Consider the following 17,316-nt stretch of genomic DNA (forward strand, 5'->3'; position numbering starts at 1 on the left):
TCGCGCGCGGCGTTGACCTCGCGCTGCGCCGCGCGCCAGGCTTCGCGGCTGGCACCTTCGGTGCTCGCGGCCATCTGCAGCTCGGACTCGGCATTCTCCAGCGCCTGACGCTTGATCTGGGCGTCGATGCGGGCCTGCTCCAGCTCGTTCTCGATGTCGACGAGGCGGGCGCGCTCGGCAAGGCGCCGCGCGGCGCCGGTCGGGGCGTGAGCCGCAGCGACAAAGCCGTCCCAGCGCCAGACGTCGCCTTCGGGCGAGACCAGCCGCTGGCCGGTCCTGAGCTGCGAGACCAGCTCGGCACCACGCTCGCGCGGCACCACGCCGATCTGCGCCAGGCGGCGCGCCAGTTCGGCCGGCGCCTGCACGTGGTTGGCGAGCGGCACGACGCCTTCGGGCAGCTCCGGATCGCCTTCGGTGATGCCGGCATTGGTCCAGCGCATCGGGGCCGACGGGTCGACCGGTGCATCGAGATCGTCGCCGAGCGCGGCGCCGATCGCCTTTTCGAAGCCCTTGTCGACGGTGATGCCGTCGATGATCGGCGGCCACAGATTCTTGGTCTCGCCGTTGACGATCTTGGAGATCGTGCGCGCCTCGGTCTCGAGCCGCTGCACGCGCTTGTCGGCTTCGACGAGCGGCGAGCGCGAGGATTCCAGGGTCTGGCGGGCGGCGACATGGGCGGCCTCGCTCGCCTGCGCGGCGGCTTCCGAGGCGGCCAGCGTCTGCTCGGCGGTTTCGACCGTCGCGGTCAGCTCGTCGAGATCGCCGAAGCCGCCGGTCTCGTCGGCGAGCTTCTGCTCTTCGGCGGTGACGTTCGCGATCTCCTGGTCGAGACGGGCGAGCTTGTCGCGGTGGGTGCGGACGTTGGCTTCGAGCTGGTTGCGCTTGGCGGTGAGGTCGGCGAGCGCGGTGGTGAGCTCGGCGAATTGCTGCTCGGTCTCGGTCAGCACCGCCTCGGCTTCGCCGACGCGTTCATCCACGCCGGAACGCTTCTCGACGCGCGACTTGATCTCTTCCTTCAACTCGGCGTCTTCGGTGTCGAGCCGCTGCAGCGCGACATCGGCGTCCATGGTCTGCTGCTGGGCGCGCGCGATGTCGCCTTCGAACTGCGCGAGACGGCGCTCGAGCTCGGTGACACGCTCCTTGGCGCGCTCTTCCTCGCGGTCGAGCAATTCGCGGGCATTGGTCAGGCGCTGCAGCCCGGCGGCGGCGCGCGCCTCGGCATCGCGGAGCGCCGGCATTTCGGCGGCGCGGATGGCCTGGATACGGGCGGCTTCGGCCTGATGCTGGGTGCGCTCGGCCATCTCGCGGACCGCGAGATCGTGGGTCTGGCCGGATTCGTTGACGTCGGCGTGGGCGCCGATCCAGCGCAGGTGGAACAGCGTGGCCTCGGCCTTGCGCACCTTGGCCGCGACTTCGCGGTAGCGCACGGCCTGGCGGGCCTGCTTCTTCAAGCCTTCCATCTGGCCGGAGAGCTGGCCGATCACGTCCTCGACGCGGGTGAGATTGGTTTCGGCCGCTTTCAGCCGCAGCTCGGCTTCGTGGCGGCGGGCATGCAGACCGGCGACGCCGGCGGCGTCTTCCAGCACGCGGCGGCGCTGCTCGGGCTTGGCCTGAATGATCTCGCCGATCTTGCCCTGGTGGACGAGGGCCGGCGAACGCGCGCCGGTGGCGGCGTCCGCGAACAGGATCTGCACGTCGCGTGCGCGCACGTCGCGGCCGTTGATGCGATAGACTGAGCCCGCCTCACGCTCGATGCGGCGGGAGATTTCCAGAAGCTGACTGTCGTTCATCGCCGCCGGCGCGGTGCGATCGGCGTTGTCGATCGTCATCGTCACTTCGGCATGGTTGCGTGCCGGGCGATTGCCGGAGCCGGCGAAGATCACCGCGTCCATGTCGGCGGCGCGCAGCGATTTGTAGGAGGTCTCGCCCATCGCCCAGCGCAGCGCTTCGACGAGATTCGACTTGCCGCAGCCGTTGGGACCGACGACGCCGGTCAGGCCGGGCTCGATGACGAAGTCGGTGGGCTCAACGAAAGACTTGAAGCCGTGAAGGCGCAGGCGGGTGATTTTCATAAACACGCATCTCTGTTGGCAGGCGCGAATCCCCCTGCCGAGACAATACCATGGAAGGCAATGTCGTTGTCTGGGCGAGTCGCGCGAGGCGGCTCATGCGGCTGGACAATGGCCGTGCCGCGCCGCGAGGGCAACCTGCGAAAGCCGCTTTTCCCAAGGGATTTGTGACGGGAATGATACGGCTTCTGAGATGCGAATCAGGATCGGGAGGCGACGATCAGCTCTTCAGCAGCGGGTTGATCTTCTTCGCGAATTCCTCGAACGAGGCTTCGCCCTTGATCTTCTCGCCGTTGATGAAGAAGGTCGGCGTCGAATCGACCTTCAGGACGTCGCTGGCATATTTCTGGTCGGCGGCGATCTTGTCGAGCAGCGCCTGGTCCTTGAGGCAGGTCTCGACCTGCTGCTGGGTGAGGCCGGCCTGCTTGCCGATCCGCGTCAGCGTCTCCGTGGTGTTCTTCACCACCCAGTCGTTCTGCTGGCGGAACAGCATGTCGGTGACGGCGAAGTATTTCGGCGCGTCGCCATTGGCGATGCAGCGCGACAGCATCGAGCCGGCGGCGGCTTTGATGTCGAGTGGGAACTCGCGGAAGATGTACCGCACCTTGCCGGTGTCGATGTATTCCTTTTTGATCTTCGGGAAGACCTGCTCGTTGAAGGCCGCGCAATGCGGGCAGGTCATCGAGGCGAATTCGGTGATGGTGACGGCGGCATCGTTCGGGCCGAGAGCCATGTCGGGCAGAGACACGGGCTTCGCGACGTCGGCGGCGGTCTGCGCCATGGCCTCGGAGATGAACCGCAGCGGCGAGAGCCCGGCCAGCGCGGCAAGTCCGGTCAGCGACAGCATCGTGGTGAAGGCGCGGCGCGTGATGATCAAGGTCGGCTCCCGAATTGGCGTGGTCTCGCCCAAGCTTCGTGTCAGGGGTCCCTGTCAGGGTTCCCGCTCGTGCGCCTGTCGCTAGCTTGAAACGCAGCTTGAGGCAATGGCGGCCGACACGGACGGGTCCACAATAGCGCTGGAATGAGGCTCAATTTCGCTTGATGGCGGCCCCGAGCCGCGCCAGCGCGGTCTTGAGTTCTTCGTCTTCGATCTGGCCCAGGCTCTCCGCCACCATGGCCATCGATCCGGCGTCCGGCGGGCCGGGCCGTTTCGGCCTGCGGGCCCGTGACAGGGGGGCCTGGCGGAAGGCCAGCTTGCCGACCGCGTTCCAGCCGAAGAAGCGGTTGACCCGTTCCAGGATGACGTCCGCGGAGTGCTGGATCTCCAGCGCCATCGGTCCCTCGACCCGGAGCACCAGGGTCGCCGGCTCCTGCGGCTGGCCCTCGACCGGCCGCGGCCATTGCATCTTCAGCGGCTCCGCATGGGCCGCAATGTCTGGGCCCGCGATCTGCGCCCACCGCGTCACCAGCTCGCGCGCGGCGAAGCCCTGCTTGGCATAGGCCTCGGCAAACACGTCGTCGAGCAGGAGCGAGAGCGGCTTGGCGCTGACGGGACCGGGTTTGGGGGGGAATTTCGACATGCGGGCCTTATAGCACTCCGGCGCCTCGGACGCAGAGACTTCCCCGTCATGGCCCGGCTTGTCCCGGCCATCCACTTTCTCCCGCGAAGAAAGGCGTGGATGCTCGCGACAAGCGCCGGCATGGCGTGGAGCGGCCGGTACGTTGTCGTTACAGTGGGGCATGAGCCCCAAAGCCGCCCTCAAGGCCAAGTCGGAACCGGTTCGGCCGGAAGCTTCGTCGCGCCCGCGCGCGCTGCTGGCCTGGTACGACCGCCACCGCCGCCGGCTGCCCTGGCGCGCACTGCCCGGCGAAACATCGGACCCCTACCGCGTCTGGCTGTCGGAGATCATGCTCCAGCAGACCACGGTGAAGGCGGTCGGCCCCTATTTCGAGAAGTTCGTCGCGCGCTGGCCGGATGTCACGGCGCTCGGGCGGGCCTCGCAGGACGACGTGCTGCGGATGTGGGCCGGGCTCGGCTACTACTCGCGAGCGCGCAACCTCTACGCCTGCGCGGTCGCGGTGACGCGCGACCATGACGGCGTCTTTCCCGACACGGAGGAAGGGCTGCGCACGCTGCCGGGCATCGGCCCGTACACGGCAGCCGCGATCGCGGCGATCGCCTTCGACCGTCGCACCATGCCCGTCGACGGCAACATCGAGCGCGTGGTGTCGCGCCTGTTCGCGGTCGAGGAGGAATTGCCGCAGGCAAAGCCGCGGATCCAGCAACTGGCGGCGACGCTGCTCGTCGATGCGGACATCGGCAACGAGAAATCTCGCGCCGGCGACGAGAGGTCTCGCGCCGGCGATAGCGCCCAGGCGCTGATGGATCTGGGCGCCTCGATCTGCACGCCGAAGAAGCCGGCCTGCTCGCTGTGCCCGCTCAGCGAGGATTGCGCGGCGCGCGCGCAGGGCACGCAGGAGAGCTTTCCGCGCAAGGCGCCGAAGAAGAGCGGGACCTTGCGGCGCGGTGCCGCCTTCGTCGTCACGCGCGGCGACGAGCTTCTGGTCCGCAGCCGGCCGGACAAGGGCCTGCTCGGCGGCATGACCGAGGTGCCCGGCTCGGACTGGGTGGCGGGGCAGGAGGACGCGACGGCCAAGCAGCAGGCGCCGGAGCTGAAGGGTCTGTCGCGCTGGCAACGCCGGGTCGGCGTCGTCACCCACGTCTTCACCCATTTTCCGCTGGAACTGGTGGTCTACACGGCCACGGCCGAAGCCCGCACGCGCGCGCCGGAGGGCATGCGCTGGGTGCCGATCGCCACGCTCGCCGGAGAGGCGCTGCCCAACGTCATGCGCAAGGTGATCGCGCACGCGCTGGATTGAAGGGGATCAGGCGGCGCGTGCCACCCGTTCCTCGGCGACTGGCATCAGGAAGGTGCGGTTGCGGCCGGTCTTCTTGGCGACATAGAGGCCCTGGTCGGCGCGCTCGATGACGTCCTGCACGTCGCGGTCGCTCTCGTCGAACAGCGCGAGCCCGACCGAAACGGTGAGGGGAATGACGGTGTCGCCATGGCGCACCGTCGCGCTCTCGATCGACGCCCTGACGCGATCGGCGAGCAGCACGGCCGTCTCCTGGTCGATCTCGCGCAGCAGCACCACGAACTCTTCGCCGCCGAAGCGGGCTGCCTTGTCGGTGGTCCGGATCGACTGGTTGACGATTTCCGCGACGCGCTTGATGGCATCGTCGCCGGCCGCGTGACCGTAGGTGTCGTTGATCTTCTTGAAATGATCGATGTCGATCATCAGCGTCGCCATGCTGCGCTTGTAGCGGCGGCAGAACGCGACGGCGTCGTCGGCGATGGCGAGGAAGGAGCGGCGGTTCATCAGGCCGGTCATGAAATCGGTATCGGCGAGCTGGCGCAGCTTCAGCATGTCTTCCTGGAGCTGCATCGCATTCTCGGTCGCACGCAGTTCGGCTTCCTTGGTGCGTTCCTCGGCAAGGCCGATGCGGCGCAGCAGCGAACGCAGCGCGCGCGACAGCTGCACGACCTCGACCGAGCCGCTCTGCCGCGCCAGCATGGTCGGGCCATGGGCGCGACCGATGCGATCGGCTTCCTGCGTGATGGCGATGATCGGGCCTGCGATCCTGCGCGAGACCAGCACGGCCAGCGACAATGCGATCAGAGCCGTGACCGCGCCGATCGCCAGGATGATCTGCGCCGACGAGATCGCGGCGGCGAGCGCCACGCTCGCCGGCTGGCTCGCGGTGACGATCCAGTTCAGGCCCTGGTAGTCGCGGTGGCCCCGGCCGACATGGAACGCCGTCAGCATCTGCTGGCCGTCCGTCGCTTCGCGGAAACTGCCGTCGCGCGAATTCAAGATGCGGGCGAGCTCCTCGCCGCCATAGCGGATCGTCTGCTTCTGCGGGCCGAGCAGGACCATGCCGCCCTTGCTGAGGATGGAGAGCGTCGTGTCGGTGCCGCCGTCATTGGCTTCGACGTCCTTGATCAGGTTGCTGGCCCAATCCCAGTTCAGATGTCCGCCGAGCACGCCGAGCAGCTTGCCGGAGGCATCGCGCACCGGCACGGCGATGTCGACGAAACGATAGGGTTCGTTGTTGGCGCGCTGCGCCAGCAGGGACGACAGCAGGGCGGCCTCGTGCACGTCGTCGACGGTGACTTCCGCAAGGCCCCGCTTGAACCAGGGACGCGCGGCCACGGACTTGCCCTGCAGCAGACCGCCGGTGGCGGCGACGACCTTGCCTTCGACGTCGGCAAAGCCGATCCAGGCGAATTCTGCGAAGGAGCGCTGGAGGTCCTCGAGCGAGCTGCGCAGCGCGGCGGGATCGCCCTGCCAGACCGTCTGCATCGGCTGCAATTCGGCGAACAGCTTCATCTCCTGCTGGCGCGTCGCCATGAAGCGGTCGAGCCGGCCGGAGGCGCTGGAGGCGATGCTCGCCAGATTGCTCTCGATCAGCGCGGCGGTGTGGCTGTAGCTGACGAGCGCGGCGCCGGCTGCGAGGGTGCCCACGAGCACGATCGACATTGCCGCCACTGCCGCAGCGATCTGCGTCCGTACTGTCAGGTGGTCTTCGATGGCGTGCAGGCGGTTCACGGCCTGCTGCAACAAGGCTCGCATGGACAAGGCTCCGGTGTCACCGTCGCTCATGCCACGTGGTAACTTCCAACCGCTTACCGGCTGATTGCCCAATTGGATCGTATTGAATCAGTCGTGAAACCGCGTGGTTGAAGCGATCTTAAAACCTCTCGCCATCCGTGCGATTCCCGTGGTTCCCCGGATGCTGCATTGCGGCGGGCAGGCTGCTGACACGAGCTGGCAGCAGGCCTGTGCTATCAGCAGCCGGCAACGGAGGATCGCATGGTCAAGACCGCGCTCGACAACTTTCGAAGGCCGCCTTGCGCCGAGCTGCTCGGCTGGCGCCTGCTCGATGCCCGCCCGGACGAAGGCTGGATCAGGCTCGCCTTCGATGGAAAGCCCGAATTCTGCAATCCGGCGGGCTTCATCCAGGGCGGCATGCTCTCGGCGATGCTCGACGACACGATGGGGCCGGCGGTCTTGGTGATGAGCGAAGGCCGGCTCTACACGACCACCATCAGCATGACCGTGAATTTCCTGGCGCCCGCCAGGCCCGGGCCGATCATCGGCGAGGCGAAGGTGACGCAGCTCGGCAAGACGATCGCGTTTGTCGAGGGCAAGCTGACGACCGAGGACGGCACCGTGCTGGCGACGGCGAGCGCGAGCGAACGGCTGCTGGAAGCGGCGAGGGTGGTGCGGTAGATTTTGGCATCGCCGCGCACTCCATCTTCCCTTCTCCCCCGTGCGGGAGAATAATTCTCCATGTAACAAATTGATTACACAAGATAATTTAAAAATGGTGTCCGTCTGGCGTCTCTTGCGCGTGGTCTCTCGCCGGTAGCTCCCTCATGGTTGCTGCTTTAGACGGTCAAGCCCATCGATGGGTTGGTGCTGCCTTCGAGCCTTCCGCCGAGTTGTGGACTCTTCAGGCTAATCGCATTGCGTTTAATTATCTGCCGGGACAATCTCTCGCGCGGGCTGGGAGGAAATGATGCGGCTGACCAAATTTAAGGTGACGAATTTCCGATCTGTTGTTGACAGCGGTTGGATCGATTCAGAACGAGTCACAGCGCTTATTGGTGTTAACGAATCCGGCAAGACCAATCTGTTGCTCCCGCTGTGGAAGTTGAACCCGGCACGCGAAGGCGAGATAAAGCCCACATCGGATTATCCAAAGGGCAATTACGCAGCTGTGCGTGCGGCTCCGGGTTCGTTTCCATTCATTCATGCGGAGTTTGTGCCGACTGATGCAATCAGGAAGAAGCTCGCGGAGCTCACCGGATTGGACGAGGACGCGGTTGGCCTTTTTTGTGTCAGCCGATTCTTCGATGGGGGGCACACGGTTACATTTCCGAACTTCAAGAAGGCGGATGCGCTAAGCGGCGCGGAGTTAATCTCGATCCTTACGGCGGCTGAGACTGACATCAGCGCGATGAATCAGCTCAGTAAGGAAGGGAGCTTGAAAGCCGACATACAAAGCGCCTTAGCATCTGCAAAGCAGAACGATGGACCAGTCTCGGCCTACAACGCTAGCGCCCTAGATGCAGTCATCGCGCCTTTGTTGGCTTTACTCCCTGAAATGCCAGCGCCGACAAGCTCGATTGTGCCTCGTTTGAATTTGCTAATTCAAGACCTAGAGGCCGCTAAGTCGAAACTGTTGGCCCCCGCGCCGAATGAAGTCGGCGCTGTGAAACGGTTCGTCATCGAGAGCCTGCCGCGCTTCGTCTACTACTCGAATTACGGCAACCTCGACTCCGAAATCTACTTGCCGCATGTCGTTCAAAATCTGGCGCGCGAAGATCTTGGCGCGAAGGAAGCTGCAAAAGCTAGGACACTTCGGGTCTTGTTCAACTTCGTCCAACTACAACCAAAGCAAATTCTAGAACTTGGACGCGATTTTAAAGACCCGAGCCGACAGCCGAATGAACAAGAGATCGCCGAAATAGCGACCAAAAAGCGCGAACGCACCATCCTGTTGAACTCAGCCGGAACCGACTTGACGAAGAGGTTTCGGGACTGGTGGAAGCAGGGTGACTATACGTTCGAATTTCAAGCCGATGGCGACCACTTTCGGATTTGGGTCAGCGATTCGAAGCGGCCGGAAAAGATCGAACTTGAAGATCGTAGCAGCGGATTACAATGGTTTCTAAGTTTCTACCTTATTTTCCTAGTGGAAAGCAGCGGCGACCATGCCGACGCGATTCTGCTCCTGGACGAGCCGGGACTTTCTCTCCATCCGCTGGCGCAACGCGATTTGTCGGCGTTCTTCGAAAATCTCGCATCGACCAATCAAATTGTTTACACGACGCATTCGCCCTTTCTTGTCGATGCTGACATGCTCGACCGCGTGCGGAAGGTCTTTGTCTCGCAAGATGGCTCAACGAAATCCTCGTCAGACCTGCGTCAGGGCGTCGATGATCCTCGACGAGCCGGAGCTACCTACGCGATTTACTCTGCGCTCAACATGAGCCTCGCTGAAAGCATTCTGTATGGATGCCATCCGGTGATCGTGGAGGGTCCATCGGACCAGCATTACCTTGCTCTCATCAAAACGGTACTGATCGCCAACAAGAAGATTAATCCTAAGCGAGAGATGGTCTTCCCGCCCTCGCATGGCGCCAACAATGCCAAGGTGATTGCAAGTATCCTCGGAGGAAAAGACGAGGTTCTGCCAAACGTACTCCTCGACGGCGATGATGCTGGCAAGAAGATGGCGCGCGACCTTCAAAATGGTTTGTACCAAAGCGCAAAAGGCAAAGTAAGAACGACGGAAAAATATGTCGGCTTTGCTAATTCGGAGATCGAAGATCTTTTCCCGCAAGACTTCCTCGTCGCGGCCGTGGACCGTTGGGGACGTAAAGCAGATGTACCATTTGCGGACGTAATAAAGTCCGGAGAGCCAATCGTTCCGCAAATCGAGACGTGGGCGAAGTCACAAGGCGTTCCGCTTGATGACGGTTGGAAGGTGGCAGTGGCGCGGGAAGCTAAGAGGCGAACATTAGAGTCGACGAAACCCCTTTTCGATGATCCGAGCTTGGACAAATGGGCTGAGCTTTTTGAGGATCTGCTGAGCGAGAGCTGACATTCAGGTCGCGCGCTCGGATTCTTCGCGCTCGCCGGCCCCATTGTGCGTCCTCAGAGCTAGGATGTACCAGATGACAGGATCGAAAGAGAAGCGAAAGTCGTATCTGGCCCGTCGCGCAGAGATGCTGGCGGCGATGGTGGTCAAACGCGCCCCACTCAATAAGAAAAAGAACCGAAAGCCCGCCGGTCACGAGAAACATCCCGAGGCCGATCCCGAGTTGCTCGATGGTTGGGATGACCTTGTCGATACCACGCGGCCGGCCACCGAGGTCGAGGTGGAGGCCGTCAAAAGAGATCAACAAGGGCTGGGTCTCGAATAACTGGAGTCGGCTGCAGGGGCGCCCCACGCTGGGTGGTCTGCCATCGCTCGGCAAACGTCGCTGACGATGGTGCGTATCGCGTTCCCCTACACTGGTGCTCCGCGTCACTCGGCCTCTTCGCGCTCGCGCGCATCTCGCGTCGTGCGAGATGACGGCGCGAGACGAGCTTGGGGCTGTTCCGTCCTTACGCCCCCACGCGTCTCGCGTCCTTGCTCACGATCGGCGGTTTCGCGTTCAGGGCCTCGACCTGGAAGCCGGCCACGCGCTTGTAGTTCGCGGCGACGTCTTCCAGTTCCTTTTGCGACAGCACGTCGGTGACGACCTTGTAGCCATCGGGCGCGCGCTCCTCGACGAGCTGCATCACCTGCTCGGGACCATTCTTGCGGTTGAGCAGGACGAGGTCGGTGGTCGCGGGCCTGCGCTCGGCCTCATAGGCGAGCATGGCGGCCGGCGTCGGGCCATGCGCCAGGATCTCGCGGGTGAGGACGCGGGCATCGAGGATCGCCTGCGAGGCGCCGTTCGAGCCGATCGGGTACATCGGATGGGCGGCGTCGCCCATCAGCGTGACGCGGCCGAAGGTCCATTGCGACACCGGATCGCGGTCGACCAGCGGATATTCGTAGGCGTGCGGACAGTTCCTGATCAGGCCGGGCACGTCGAGCCAGTCGAACTGCCAGCTCTCGAACCACGGCAAGAACTCCTCCAGCCGCGCGGTACGGTTATAGTCCTCGCGGCGCCACTGATAGGTCGGCGGCATGTGGCGTTCGGCGACCCAGTTGACGAGATGGTTGCCCGCGGCATCCGGCTCCTTGGAGATCGGATAGCAGACGAATTTCAGGATCTCGTGCCCCGCCATGATCATGGTGCGGCCGGTGAGGAAGGCCTTGGCCGGCGTTACGCCACGCCAGAGGATGCGGCCGTTCCAGATCGGCGGCCCCTCCTGCGGATAGAGCTTTTCTCGCACGGCGGAATGGATGCCGTCGGCGGCGATCAGGATCGCGCCCTCGTAGCTTCCGGCAGCCTTGCCGGTCGCCTTGTCGATGAAGTCGGCCCGCACGCCATCGGCGGTCTCGCTCCAGCCGGTCAGGTGATGGCTGGTCAGGATGTTCTCGCGGCCGAGCCGCTCGATTGCGGTATCGAGCAGGAGCTGTTGCAACGTGCCGCGATGGATCGAGAACTGGGGCCATTTGTAGCCGGCCTCGAGCCCGCGCGGCTCGCTCCAGATCGGCTTGCCGTGCTTGGAGAAATAGGCGAGCTCGCGGGTCCGTACGCCGCTGGCGTCCAGCTTCTCCATCAGCCCGAGCTCGATCAGCTCACGCACCGCGTGCGGCAGCACGTTGATGCCGACGCCGAGCGGCTTCAGCTCCGCGACGCTCTCGAACACCCGGACGGGAACGCCGATCTGATGCAGGCTGAGCGCGAGCGTCAGCCCGCCGATGCCGCCACCGGCGATGAGTACAGTCATGACAAACCCCTCCGATTGCGGGCGTCTTGGCACAGGCGGACGGCGGTGGGCAACTGCGAAGAGGCCGCCGGGAGACGGCCGGGAGAAAGTCGTCCTATGGACCTTGGGGACGACAGCAGTTAATTTCCAGCTTTCCCATGAGGTCCGCCATGCTCAAGCTCTACTACGCCACCGGCACCTGCGCGCTCGCCACCTACATCACGCTGGAGGAAGTCGGGGCCGACTACACGGCCGAGCGGCTGAGTTTCAAGACCAACCAGCAGAACAGCCCGGAATATCTCGCGATCAATCCGAAGGGCCGGGTCCCGGCGCTGGTGACCGATCGCGGCGTGCTGACCGAGACGCCGGCGATGCTCGCCTATGTGGCGCAGACATTCCCCAAGGCGAAGCTCGCGCCGATCGACGATCCCTTCGAGTTCGCGCAGGCGCAATCGTTCAACTCCTATCTCTGCTCGACTGTGCACATCAACCACGCCCACAAGATGCGCGGGGCGCGCTGGGCGACCGAGGAAAGCTCGTTCGCCGACATGAAGCAGATGATCCCGAAGACCATGGGTGCCTGTTTCGCCCTGATCGAGCAGAAGATGTTCAGGGGACCCTGGGTGATGGGCGAGCAGTTCACGATCTGCGATCCCTATCTCTTCACCCTGTCGAACTGGCTCGAAGGCGACAACGTGGACATCAACGCCACGCCGAAGATCGCCGACCATTTCAAGCGCATGTCCGACCGCCCCGCGGTGCGCAAGGTGATGGACGCGCAGCAGGCGTAACAAGCTCTATGTCGTCCCGGGCAAGCGCAGCGCAGACCCGGGACCCATACTGCGGAATCTATCGATTGCGATCGGTAGAAGTACCGAACGACCAGTCTTCGCCAAACTCCCTCTGGTGATGGGATCCCGGATCGGCGCTTCGCTTGTCCGGGATGACCGAGTTTGCTGAAGCCGCATCCTATCCAGCCTTGCGCTTCTCCAATTCCCGTCCCGTCTCCAGCATCAGCCGGCGCAACCAGATCGATCCCGGGTCCATCTGTGCGCGGGTCGGATGGAACATGAACTGCTCGTCGATGCCGGGATCGAGCGGCGGCGTCACCGTGACGAGCCCGAACTGCCGTGACAGCGCCGCGATCAGCCGGCGCGGCACGAAGGCGACGAGGTCGGTTCGGGCGGCGACGTGCAGCGCTTCGAGATAGCCCGACACCACGAGAGAGATGTGGCGCTCGATGCCCTTGCTACGCAGCCAGGTGTCGATGAGATCCTCCGGCTGGCCGCGGATGATCACGCCGACGTGGCGCGCGGCAAGGAACGTCTCGCGCCGCTTCAGCTTCGCGGCCTGAGGATGGCCGCGCCGCACCGCCAGCGCGTCGCTGTCGGTGTACAGAAGCTGGCGGTGAAAGCCCTTGAAGGCGTTGCCGATCGAGATCACGAGGTCGATGGTGCGGGCGAACTCGGCGTGGAAGATCGCAGGTCCCCGCCACGGTACGACGTCGATACGGACATTGGGCGCGGCGCGCGTGACCTTCTCCATCAAGGGCGGCATCAGCAGCTCGACCGCGAGGTCAGGCATCATCAGGCGGAATTGCCGTTCGCTGCGCGCGGCATCGAACTCCTCCGGCACGAACAGCCCGCGCACTTGATCGAGCGCCTGTGCCAGCGGGGCGCGCAAGGCCTGCGCCCGTGGCGTCAGCTCCATCCGCGCACCGGTGCGTACCAGCAGGGGATCGCCGAAGATGTCGCGAAGCCGCTGCAGGGCGTGGCTCGCGGCCGGCTGCGACAGCCCGATCCGCAGCGCGGCGCGGCTGACATTGGCTTCGCGCAGCAGCGCATCGAGGGCGGTCAGCAGGTTGAGGTCGAGCGAATTCAAATTCATGGAGCGAATAAATATCATATCGGCTATCGATTTGAAGAATGACGATCGCGCGGCCATCCTTTCCCCGTTGCCACAAAACGGAGATGCCGCCATGAGCGCGAGCGCCAACAAGAAACTGATTCAGGATATTTTCGCCGCCGCCGCCAATCCCGATCCGGCCGCGCGCGATCGTGCCCTGTTCACTGCGAGCCTTGCCGACGACGCCAGATGGGTCGTGACCGGCCAGTATTCCTGGTCGCGCACCTTCGCCGGGAAAGAGGCGATCCTCAACGATCTGCACGGCTATGTGCGCTCGCGGCTCCGTGACCGGACGCGGACCATCGCCCACCGCTTCATCGCCGACGGCGACGTCGTGGTGGTGGAGGCCAAGGGCGACAACGTCACGCCCGAAGGCGTCCGCTACGACAACGACTATTGCCTGGTGTTCCGGCTCGAGGACGGCAAGATCAAGGAGATCAGGGAATACTGCGACTCGGTCCTGACCGAGAGGGCGCTGGGGCCGTTTCCTCAGGCGCCGGTGAGGGCCGCGAGCTGAACGGCCTCATCGTCTCGGTCTGGTGCTCCCTGGTGGAGTTCATCCGAGGCCGGCGGGAGCGGGCGCTGCAGCGCTGCCAGCTCGCCGCGATGAGCGAACGCGAGCTTCAGGACTGCGGCATGACGCGGTCGGAGATCGCCTATGAACTGAGAAAGCCTGTCCGGCGGTGCTAGGGCGGGGACGCCGCTTGCCCATTATCTTCCGGCGTCGACGGAACTTTTCGGGTTCCGCCGACGTTCTCCCGGTTCTGGGCGCAATTGCGTGCCCGGCATAGCGCGCTTTGGGAAGTTCATGCTGGCTGGGGCTTCGGACGTTTCAACACCTGTGGGCCGAAGCCTTTCCGGACTCCGCGAAAGATTGAGAGACGCCACTTCGGAGGCGCATCGCGAGCTCGATGCGCAGCTCTCTGCGTTCGATCTGACGGGATTTTCGGGCTATCGCCGCTTCCTGCAGGCCAGCGCGGCGGCGCTTCTGCCGCTCGAAGCCGCGCTCGTGAAAGCGGGCGTCGCGGACATCTTTCCGGACTGGCCGGAGCGGTCGCGGAGCGCTGCGATCGCCGCCGATCTCGGCCGTCTGGGCAGCGCGGTCCAATCCACGATCTCGGTGCCGCCGCTGACGCGGAGCGGCGTGCTCGGCACGATGTACGTATTGGAGGGCTCCCGGCTGGGTGCCAAATTCCTTCTCAAGACGGTCGCGGACTCGGCCGATCATCGCGTCGGCGAAGCGACCTCCTATCTCAGCCATGGCGAGGGCAAGCGGCTCTGGCAAAGCTTCCTGACGAAGCTCTCGAGCGAGGCGAGCTGCGACGACGACGAAGCGATCGACGCCGCGCGCCTCGCATTTGCCGCGTTCGAGCAGGCGGCGGATCGCGCATGAACGAGGCGGTCAATCTCACCAATTGCGATCGCGAGCCGATCCACACCCCCGGCAATGTGCAGCCGTTCGGCTTCCTTCTGACCGTGCTGTCGGATTTCACGATCTGCATGGCATCCGAAAATGCCGGCGGTTTCCTGGGCATGGATGTCGCCGATCTGCTGCAGAAGCCGCTGTCGAGCATCATCTCCAGGACGGCGGTCGAGACCATCCGCGGCCGCGTCGACCATCTGAGCGGACCGGACGCGACCGAGCGCATGTTCGGCGTCGAACTCCAGGCCGGCAAGCCGCTCTACGATCTCTCGATCCACTTCTCGGGCGCCTATCTGGTCGTCGAAGCGGAGCCCAGCGTCGCCGAACCCGGCGTCAATTCCGGCGAGCTCGTGCGTCTGATGCTGGAGCGGATCCGCAAGACGCGCGGCATGACCGAGCTCGCCCGCGAGGCGGCGCGCCAGCTCAAGGTTCTGACGGGCTTCGACCGCGTGATGGTCTATCAGTTTCACCCGGATGGATCGGGCGAGGTGATCGCGGAAGCCGCGGAAGCCGGTCTCGAACGGTTTCTCGGCCTGCACTATCCGGCCTCCGACATCCCCAAGCAGGCCCGCATCCTCTATCAGCGCAACTGGCTGCGCATCATTGCCGATATCGAGGCGAAGCCGGCCGCGCTGCTGTCGACCGCCACGCACAATGCGGGATTGCTCGATCTCTCCATGAGCGTGCTGCGCTCGGTCTCGCCGATCCATGTCGAGTATCTGCGCAACATGGGCGTCGGCGCCTCGATGTCGGTGTCGATCCTGCGCGACGGCAAGCTGTGGGGCCTGTTCGCGTGCCATCACTATTCGCCGCATTACATCTCGTTCGAGAAGCGCACGGCGTCCGAACTGTTCGGGCAGATGTTCTCCTGGATCGTGGAGGGACGCGAGCGCGAGGGCGATGTCGCCTACGAGGCCGGCGCCCAGAAGATCCAGGAACGATTGATCGAGACCGCGGCCGCGCACGAGCACAGCCGGCGCGCCATCGTCGACTTCGCCGGAGACTATCGCAGGATGATCGCCTGCGACGGCGTGGCGATCTGGTCCGAGAACAAGATCACGCTCGACGGCGAAACGCCGACCGAGGACGAGGTGAAGGAACTCGTCGCCTTCATCAACCGGACCTCGCCGGGCCGGATCTGCGCCAGTGCCGAGATCGCCAAGGTCTACGCCGCGGGCGAGGCCTTCCGCGATCGCGCGGCCGGCTTCCTCGCCATTCCGATCTCGCGCACGCCGCGCGACTGCCTGATCTTCTTCCGGCGCGAGGTCCTGCGCTCGGTGACCTGGGCGGGCGCCCCCGAGAAAGTCTACGAGGAAGGCCCGAACGGGCCGCGCCTGACGCCGCGCAAGAGTTTCGAGCTCTGGCAGGAGACCGTCGCGGGCCAGTCGAAGCCGTGGTCGGCGGCCGACATCCGCATCGCCGAGAGCCTGCGCGTCACGCTGCTCGAAGTGATCCTGCAACTATCCGACCTCGCCGCGCGCGAGCGCCGCGGTGCCCAGGAGCGGCAGGAGCTCATGATCGCGGAGCTCAATCACCGCGTCCGCAACATTCTCAGCCTGGTCCGCGCGCTTGTGGCGCAGAGCAAGGACACCGCCAAGAACGTCGAAGAGTTCGCGAGCGTGCTCGGCGGCCGCATCCAGGCGCTGGCGCGCGCGCACGACCAGATCACCAATCTGAACTGGGCGCCGGTGGCGCTGCGTACGCTCGTCGAGTCAGAGGCAGGCGCCTATCTCGGCGCGCGGGCCGGCCGCGTGAAGATGGGCGGTCCGGACGTCGCACTCGATCCCAAGGCGTTCGCGACGCTGGCGCTGGTCGTGCACGAGATGATGACCAATTCCGCCAAATACGGTGCGCTTGCCGATTCCACCGGCCAGGTGGAGGTGGTCTGGCGTCTCGACCCGAATTCGAGCCTCGAGATCGAGTGGAAGGAGACCGGCGGACCGCCGGTGCAGCCGCCGACGCGTCGCGGCTTCGGCACCACCATCATCGAGCGCTCCGTCCCGTTCGACCTGAAGGGCGAAGCCGAGATTCGCTTCGACCTGCTGGGCGTACAGGCGAGGTTCGTCATTCCCCCCAACTTCGTCGAGCTGGTGCCGTCGATCACAGGAGCCGCCATGCGCATCGAAGAGCAGCAATCCGCCGGGCCGCGAATTTCCGAGACCGCGCTGATCGTCGAGGACAACCTCATCATCGCGATGGCCGCCGAGGTCATCCTGCTCGATCTCGGAGCCCGTCACGTCGATACCGCCGCGACGGTCGACCAGGCGCTGCGCTCGATCGAGCGGGCGCGGCCGAACTTCGCGCTGCTCGACCTCAATCTCGGGAGCGAAAGCAGCATCAGGGTGGCGCAGAAGCTGAAGGAGATCGGCGTGCCCTTCATCTTCGCGACCGGATACGGCGAGCGCGCGCCGATCCCGGAGCAGCTCGCGTCCGCGCCGGTGGTCCAGAAGCCCTACACGCTCGAAGTGGTCGAGAACGCGCTGCGGAAATTGCAGCAGGCCAACGTCTAGGCGGCCATTCCGGGGGAACGCCTGGCGC

15 protein-coding genes are annotated in these 17,316 nt (G+C 64.7%); 9 read left to right on the top strand and 6 right to left on the bottom strand.

Going from position 1 to position 17,316, the window contains the following annotated elements:
* The 3 genes from QM712_RS26205 to QM712_RS26215 all read right to left on the bottom strand — a co-directional run.
* A partial coding sequence (locus QM712_RS26205) for a chromosome segregation SMC family protein (protein ID WP_415026048.1) occupies positions 1-2,072 on the bottom strand: 2,072 nt, incomplete at its 3' end.
* Positions 2,073-2,289: 217 nt separating this feature from the next.
* Entirely contained in the window at positions 2,290-2,946 is a 657-nt protein-coding gene (locus QM712_RS26210; RefSeq protein ID WP_415026049.1) for a DsbA family protein, read from the bottom strand.
* Positions 2,947-3,097: 151 nt separating this feature from the next.
* On the bottom strand, positions 3,098-3,589 hold the full coding sequence (locus QM712_RS26215) for a DUF721 domain-containing protein (protein WP_415026050.1): 492 nt from the start codon (positions 3,587-3,589) through the stop codon (positions 3,098-3,100).
* A 160-nt stretch (positions 3,590-3,749) separates the two neighbouring features.
* Between QM712_RS26215 and mutY the strand changes: the two genes are divergently transcribed.
* Positions 3,750-4,889, top strand: a complete 1,140-nt coding sequence (gene mutY, locus QM712_RS26220) for an A/G-specific adenine glycosylase (protein WP_415026051.1) — start codon at positions 3,750-3,752, stop codon at positions 4,887-4,889.
* A gap of 6 nt (positions 4,890-4,895) precedes the next feature.
* Here the strand turns inward: mutY and QM712_RS26225 are convergent, their stop codons facing one another.
* On the bottom strand, positions 4,896-6,644 hold the full coding sequence (locus QM712_RS26225; protein ID WP_415026052.1) for a diguanylate cyclase: 1,749 nt from the start codon (positions 6,642-6,644) through the stop codon (positions 4,896-4,898).
* A gap of 240 nt (positions 6,645-6,884) precedes the next feature.
* On the opposite strand from QM712_RS26225, the gene QM712_RS26230 reads away from it, so the two are divergent.
* The 3 genes from QM712_RS26230 (at position 6,885) to QM712_RS26240 (ending at position 10,006) form a co-directional block, all read left to right on the top strand.
* A complete protein-coding gene (locus QM712_RS26230) occupies positions 6,885-7,304 on the top strand; it encodes a PaaI family thioesterase (protein ID WP_415026053.1) in 420 nt (139 codons plus the stop codon).
* Positions 7,305-7,593: 289 nt separating this feature from the next.
* A complete protein-coding gene (locus QM712_RS26235; RefSeq protein ID WP_415026054.1) occupies positions 7,594-9,684 on the top strand; it encodes an AAA family ATPase in 2,091 nt (696 codons plus the stop codon).
* 73 nt (positions 9,685-9,757) lie between these two features.
* Positions 9,758-10,006, top strand: coding sequence for a hypothetical protein (locus QM712_RS26240; protein WP_415026055.1), 249 nt, complete (start codon positions 9,758-9,760; stop codon positions 10,004-10,006).
* Between the two features lie 184 nt (positions 10,007-10,190).
* Here the strand turns inward: QM712_RS26240 and QM712_RS26245 are convergent, their stop codons facing one another.
* On the bottom strand, positions 10,191-11,471 hold the full coding sequence (locus tag QM712_RS26245; protein WP_415026056.1) for a flavin-dependent oxidoreductase: 1,281 nt from the start codon (positions 11,469-11,471) through the stop codon (positions 10,191-10,193).
* A 149-nt stretch (positions 11,472-11,620) separates the two neighbouring features.
* Here QM712_RS26245 and QM712_RS26250 point away from each other — a divergent pair, with 149 nt between their 5' ends.
* Positions 11,621-12,241, top strand: coding sequence for a glutathione S-transferase family protein (locus QM712_RS26250; RefSeq protein ID WP_415026057.1), 621 nt, complete (start codon positions 11,621-11,623; stop codon positions 12,239-12,241).
* A gap of 178 nt (positions 12,242-12,419) precedes the next feature.
* Here the strand turns inward: QM712_RS26250 and QM712_RS26255 are convergent, their stop codons facing one another.
* The gene (locus QM712_RS26255) at positions 12,420-13,337 is read right to left on the bottom strand and encodes a LysR family transcriptional regulator (protein WP_415026058.1); all 918 of its coding nucleotides are present in this window, start codon (positions 13,335-13,337) and stop codon (positions 12,420-12,422) included.
* Between the two features lie 91 nt (positions 13,338-13,428).
* Here QM712_RS26255 and QM712_RS26260 point away from each other — a divergent pair, with 91 nt between their 5' ends.
* The 4 genes from QM712_RS26260 to QM712_RS26275 all read left to right on the top strand — a co-directional run bounded on the left by QM712_RS26260 (position 13,429) and on the right by QM712_RS26275 (position 17,288).
* Positions 13,429-13,872, top strand: a complete 444-nt coding sequence (locus QM712_RS26260; RefSeq protein ID WP_415026059.1) for a nuclear transport factor 2 family protein — start codon at positions 13,429-13,431, stop codon at positions 13,870-13,872.
* A 32-nt stretch (positions 13,873-13,904) separates the two neighbouring features.
* On the top strand, positions 13,905-14,045 hold the full coding sequence (locus QM712_RS26265; RefSeq protein WP_415026060.1) for a DUF1127 domain-containing protein: 141 nt from the start codon (positions 13,905-13,907) through the stop codon (positions 14,043-14,045).
* Positions 14,046-14,163: 118 nt separating this feature from the next.
* Positions 14,164-14,748 (top strand): biliverdin-producing heme oxygenase, encoded by a 585-nt coding sequence (locus QM712_RS26270; RefSeq protein WP_415026061.1) that lies wholly within the window; start codon positions 14,164-14,166, stop codon positions 14,746-14,748.
* The gene (locus QM712_RS26275; RefSeq protein WP_415026062.1) at positions 14,745-17,288 is read left to right on the top strand and encodes an HWE histidine kinase domain-containing protein; all 2,544 of its coding nucleotides are present in this window, start codon (positions 14,745-14,747) and stop codon (positions 17,286-17,288) included. The genes QM712_RS26270 and QM712_RS26275 overlap by 4 nt, the downstream gene beginning before the upstream one ends.
* The last annotated feature ends 28 nt before the right edge of the window (positions 17,289-17,316 follow it).

Source organism: Bradyrhizobium sp. (assembly GCF_047605465.1).
In the GTDB taxonomy this organism is placed as follows: Bacteria; Pseudomonadota; Alphaproteobacteria; order Rhizobiales; family Xanthobacteraceae; genus Bradyrhizobium.

Coding starts and splice junctions, on each gene's coding strand:
- QM712_RS26250 (WP_415026057.1), top strand. CDS start 11,621: ATGCTCAAGCTCTACTACGCCACCGGCACCTGCGCGCTCGCCACCTAC.
- QM712_RS26235 (WP_415026054.1), top strand. CDS start 7,594: ATGCGGCTGACCAAATTTAAGGTGACGAATTTCCGATCTGTTGTTGAC.
- QM712_RS26275 (WP_415026062.1), top strand. CDS start 14,745: ATGAACGAGGCGGTCAATCTCACCAATTGCGATCGCGAGCCGATCCAC.
- QM712_RS26270 (WP_415026061.1), top strand. CDS start 14,164: ATGCTGGCTGGGGCTTCGGACGTTTCAACACCTGTGGGCCGAAGCCTT.
- QM712_RS26230 (WP_415026053.1), top strand. CDS start 6,885: ATGGTCAAGACCGCGCTCGACAACTTTCGAAGGCCGCCTTGCGCCGAG.
- QM712_RS26260 (WP_415026059.1), top strand. CDS start 13,429: ATGAGCGCGAGCGCCAACAAGAAACTGATTCAGGATATTTTCGCCGCC.
- QM712_RS26225 (WP_415026052.1), bottom strand. CDS start 6,644: ATGCGAGCCTTGTTGCAGCAGGCCGTGAACCGCCTGCACGCCATCGAA.
- QM712_RS26245 (WP_415026056.1), bottom strand. CDS start 11,471: ATGACTGTACTCATCGCCGGTGGCGGCATCGGCGGGCTGACGCTCGCG.
- QM712_RS26215 (WP_415026050.1), bottom strand. CDS start 3,589: ATGTCGAAATTCCCCCCCAAACCCGGTCCCGTCAGCGCCAAGCCGCTC.
- mutY (WP_415026051.1), top strand. CDS start 3,750: ATGAGCCCCAAAGCCGCCCTCAAGGCCAAGTCGGAACCGGTTCGGCCG.
- QM712_RS26240 (WP_415026055.1), top strand. CDS start 9,758: ATGACAGGATCGAAAGAGAAGCGAAAGTCGTATCTGGCCCGTCGCGCA.
- QM712_RS26255 (WP_415026058.1), bottom strand. CDS start 13,337: ATGAATTTGAATTCGCTCGACCTCAACCTGCTGACCGCCCTCGATGCG.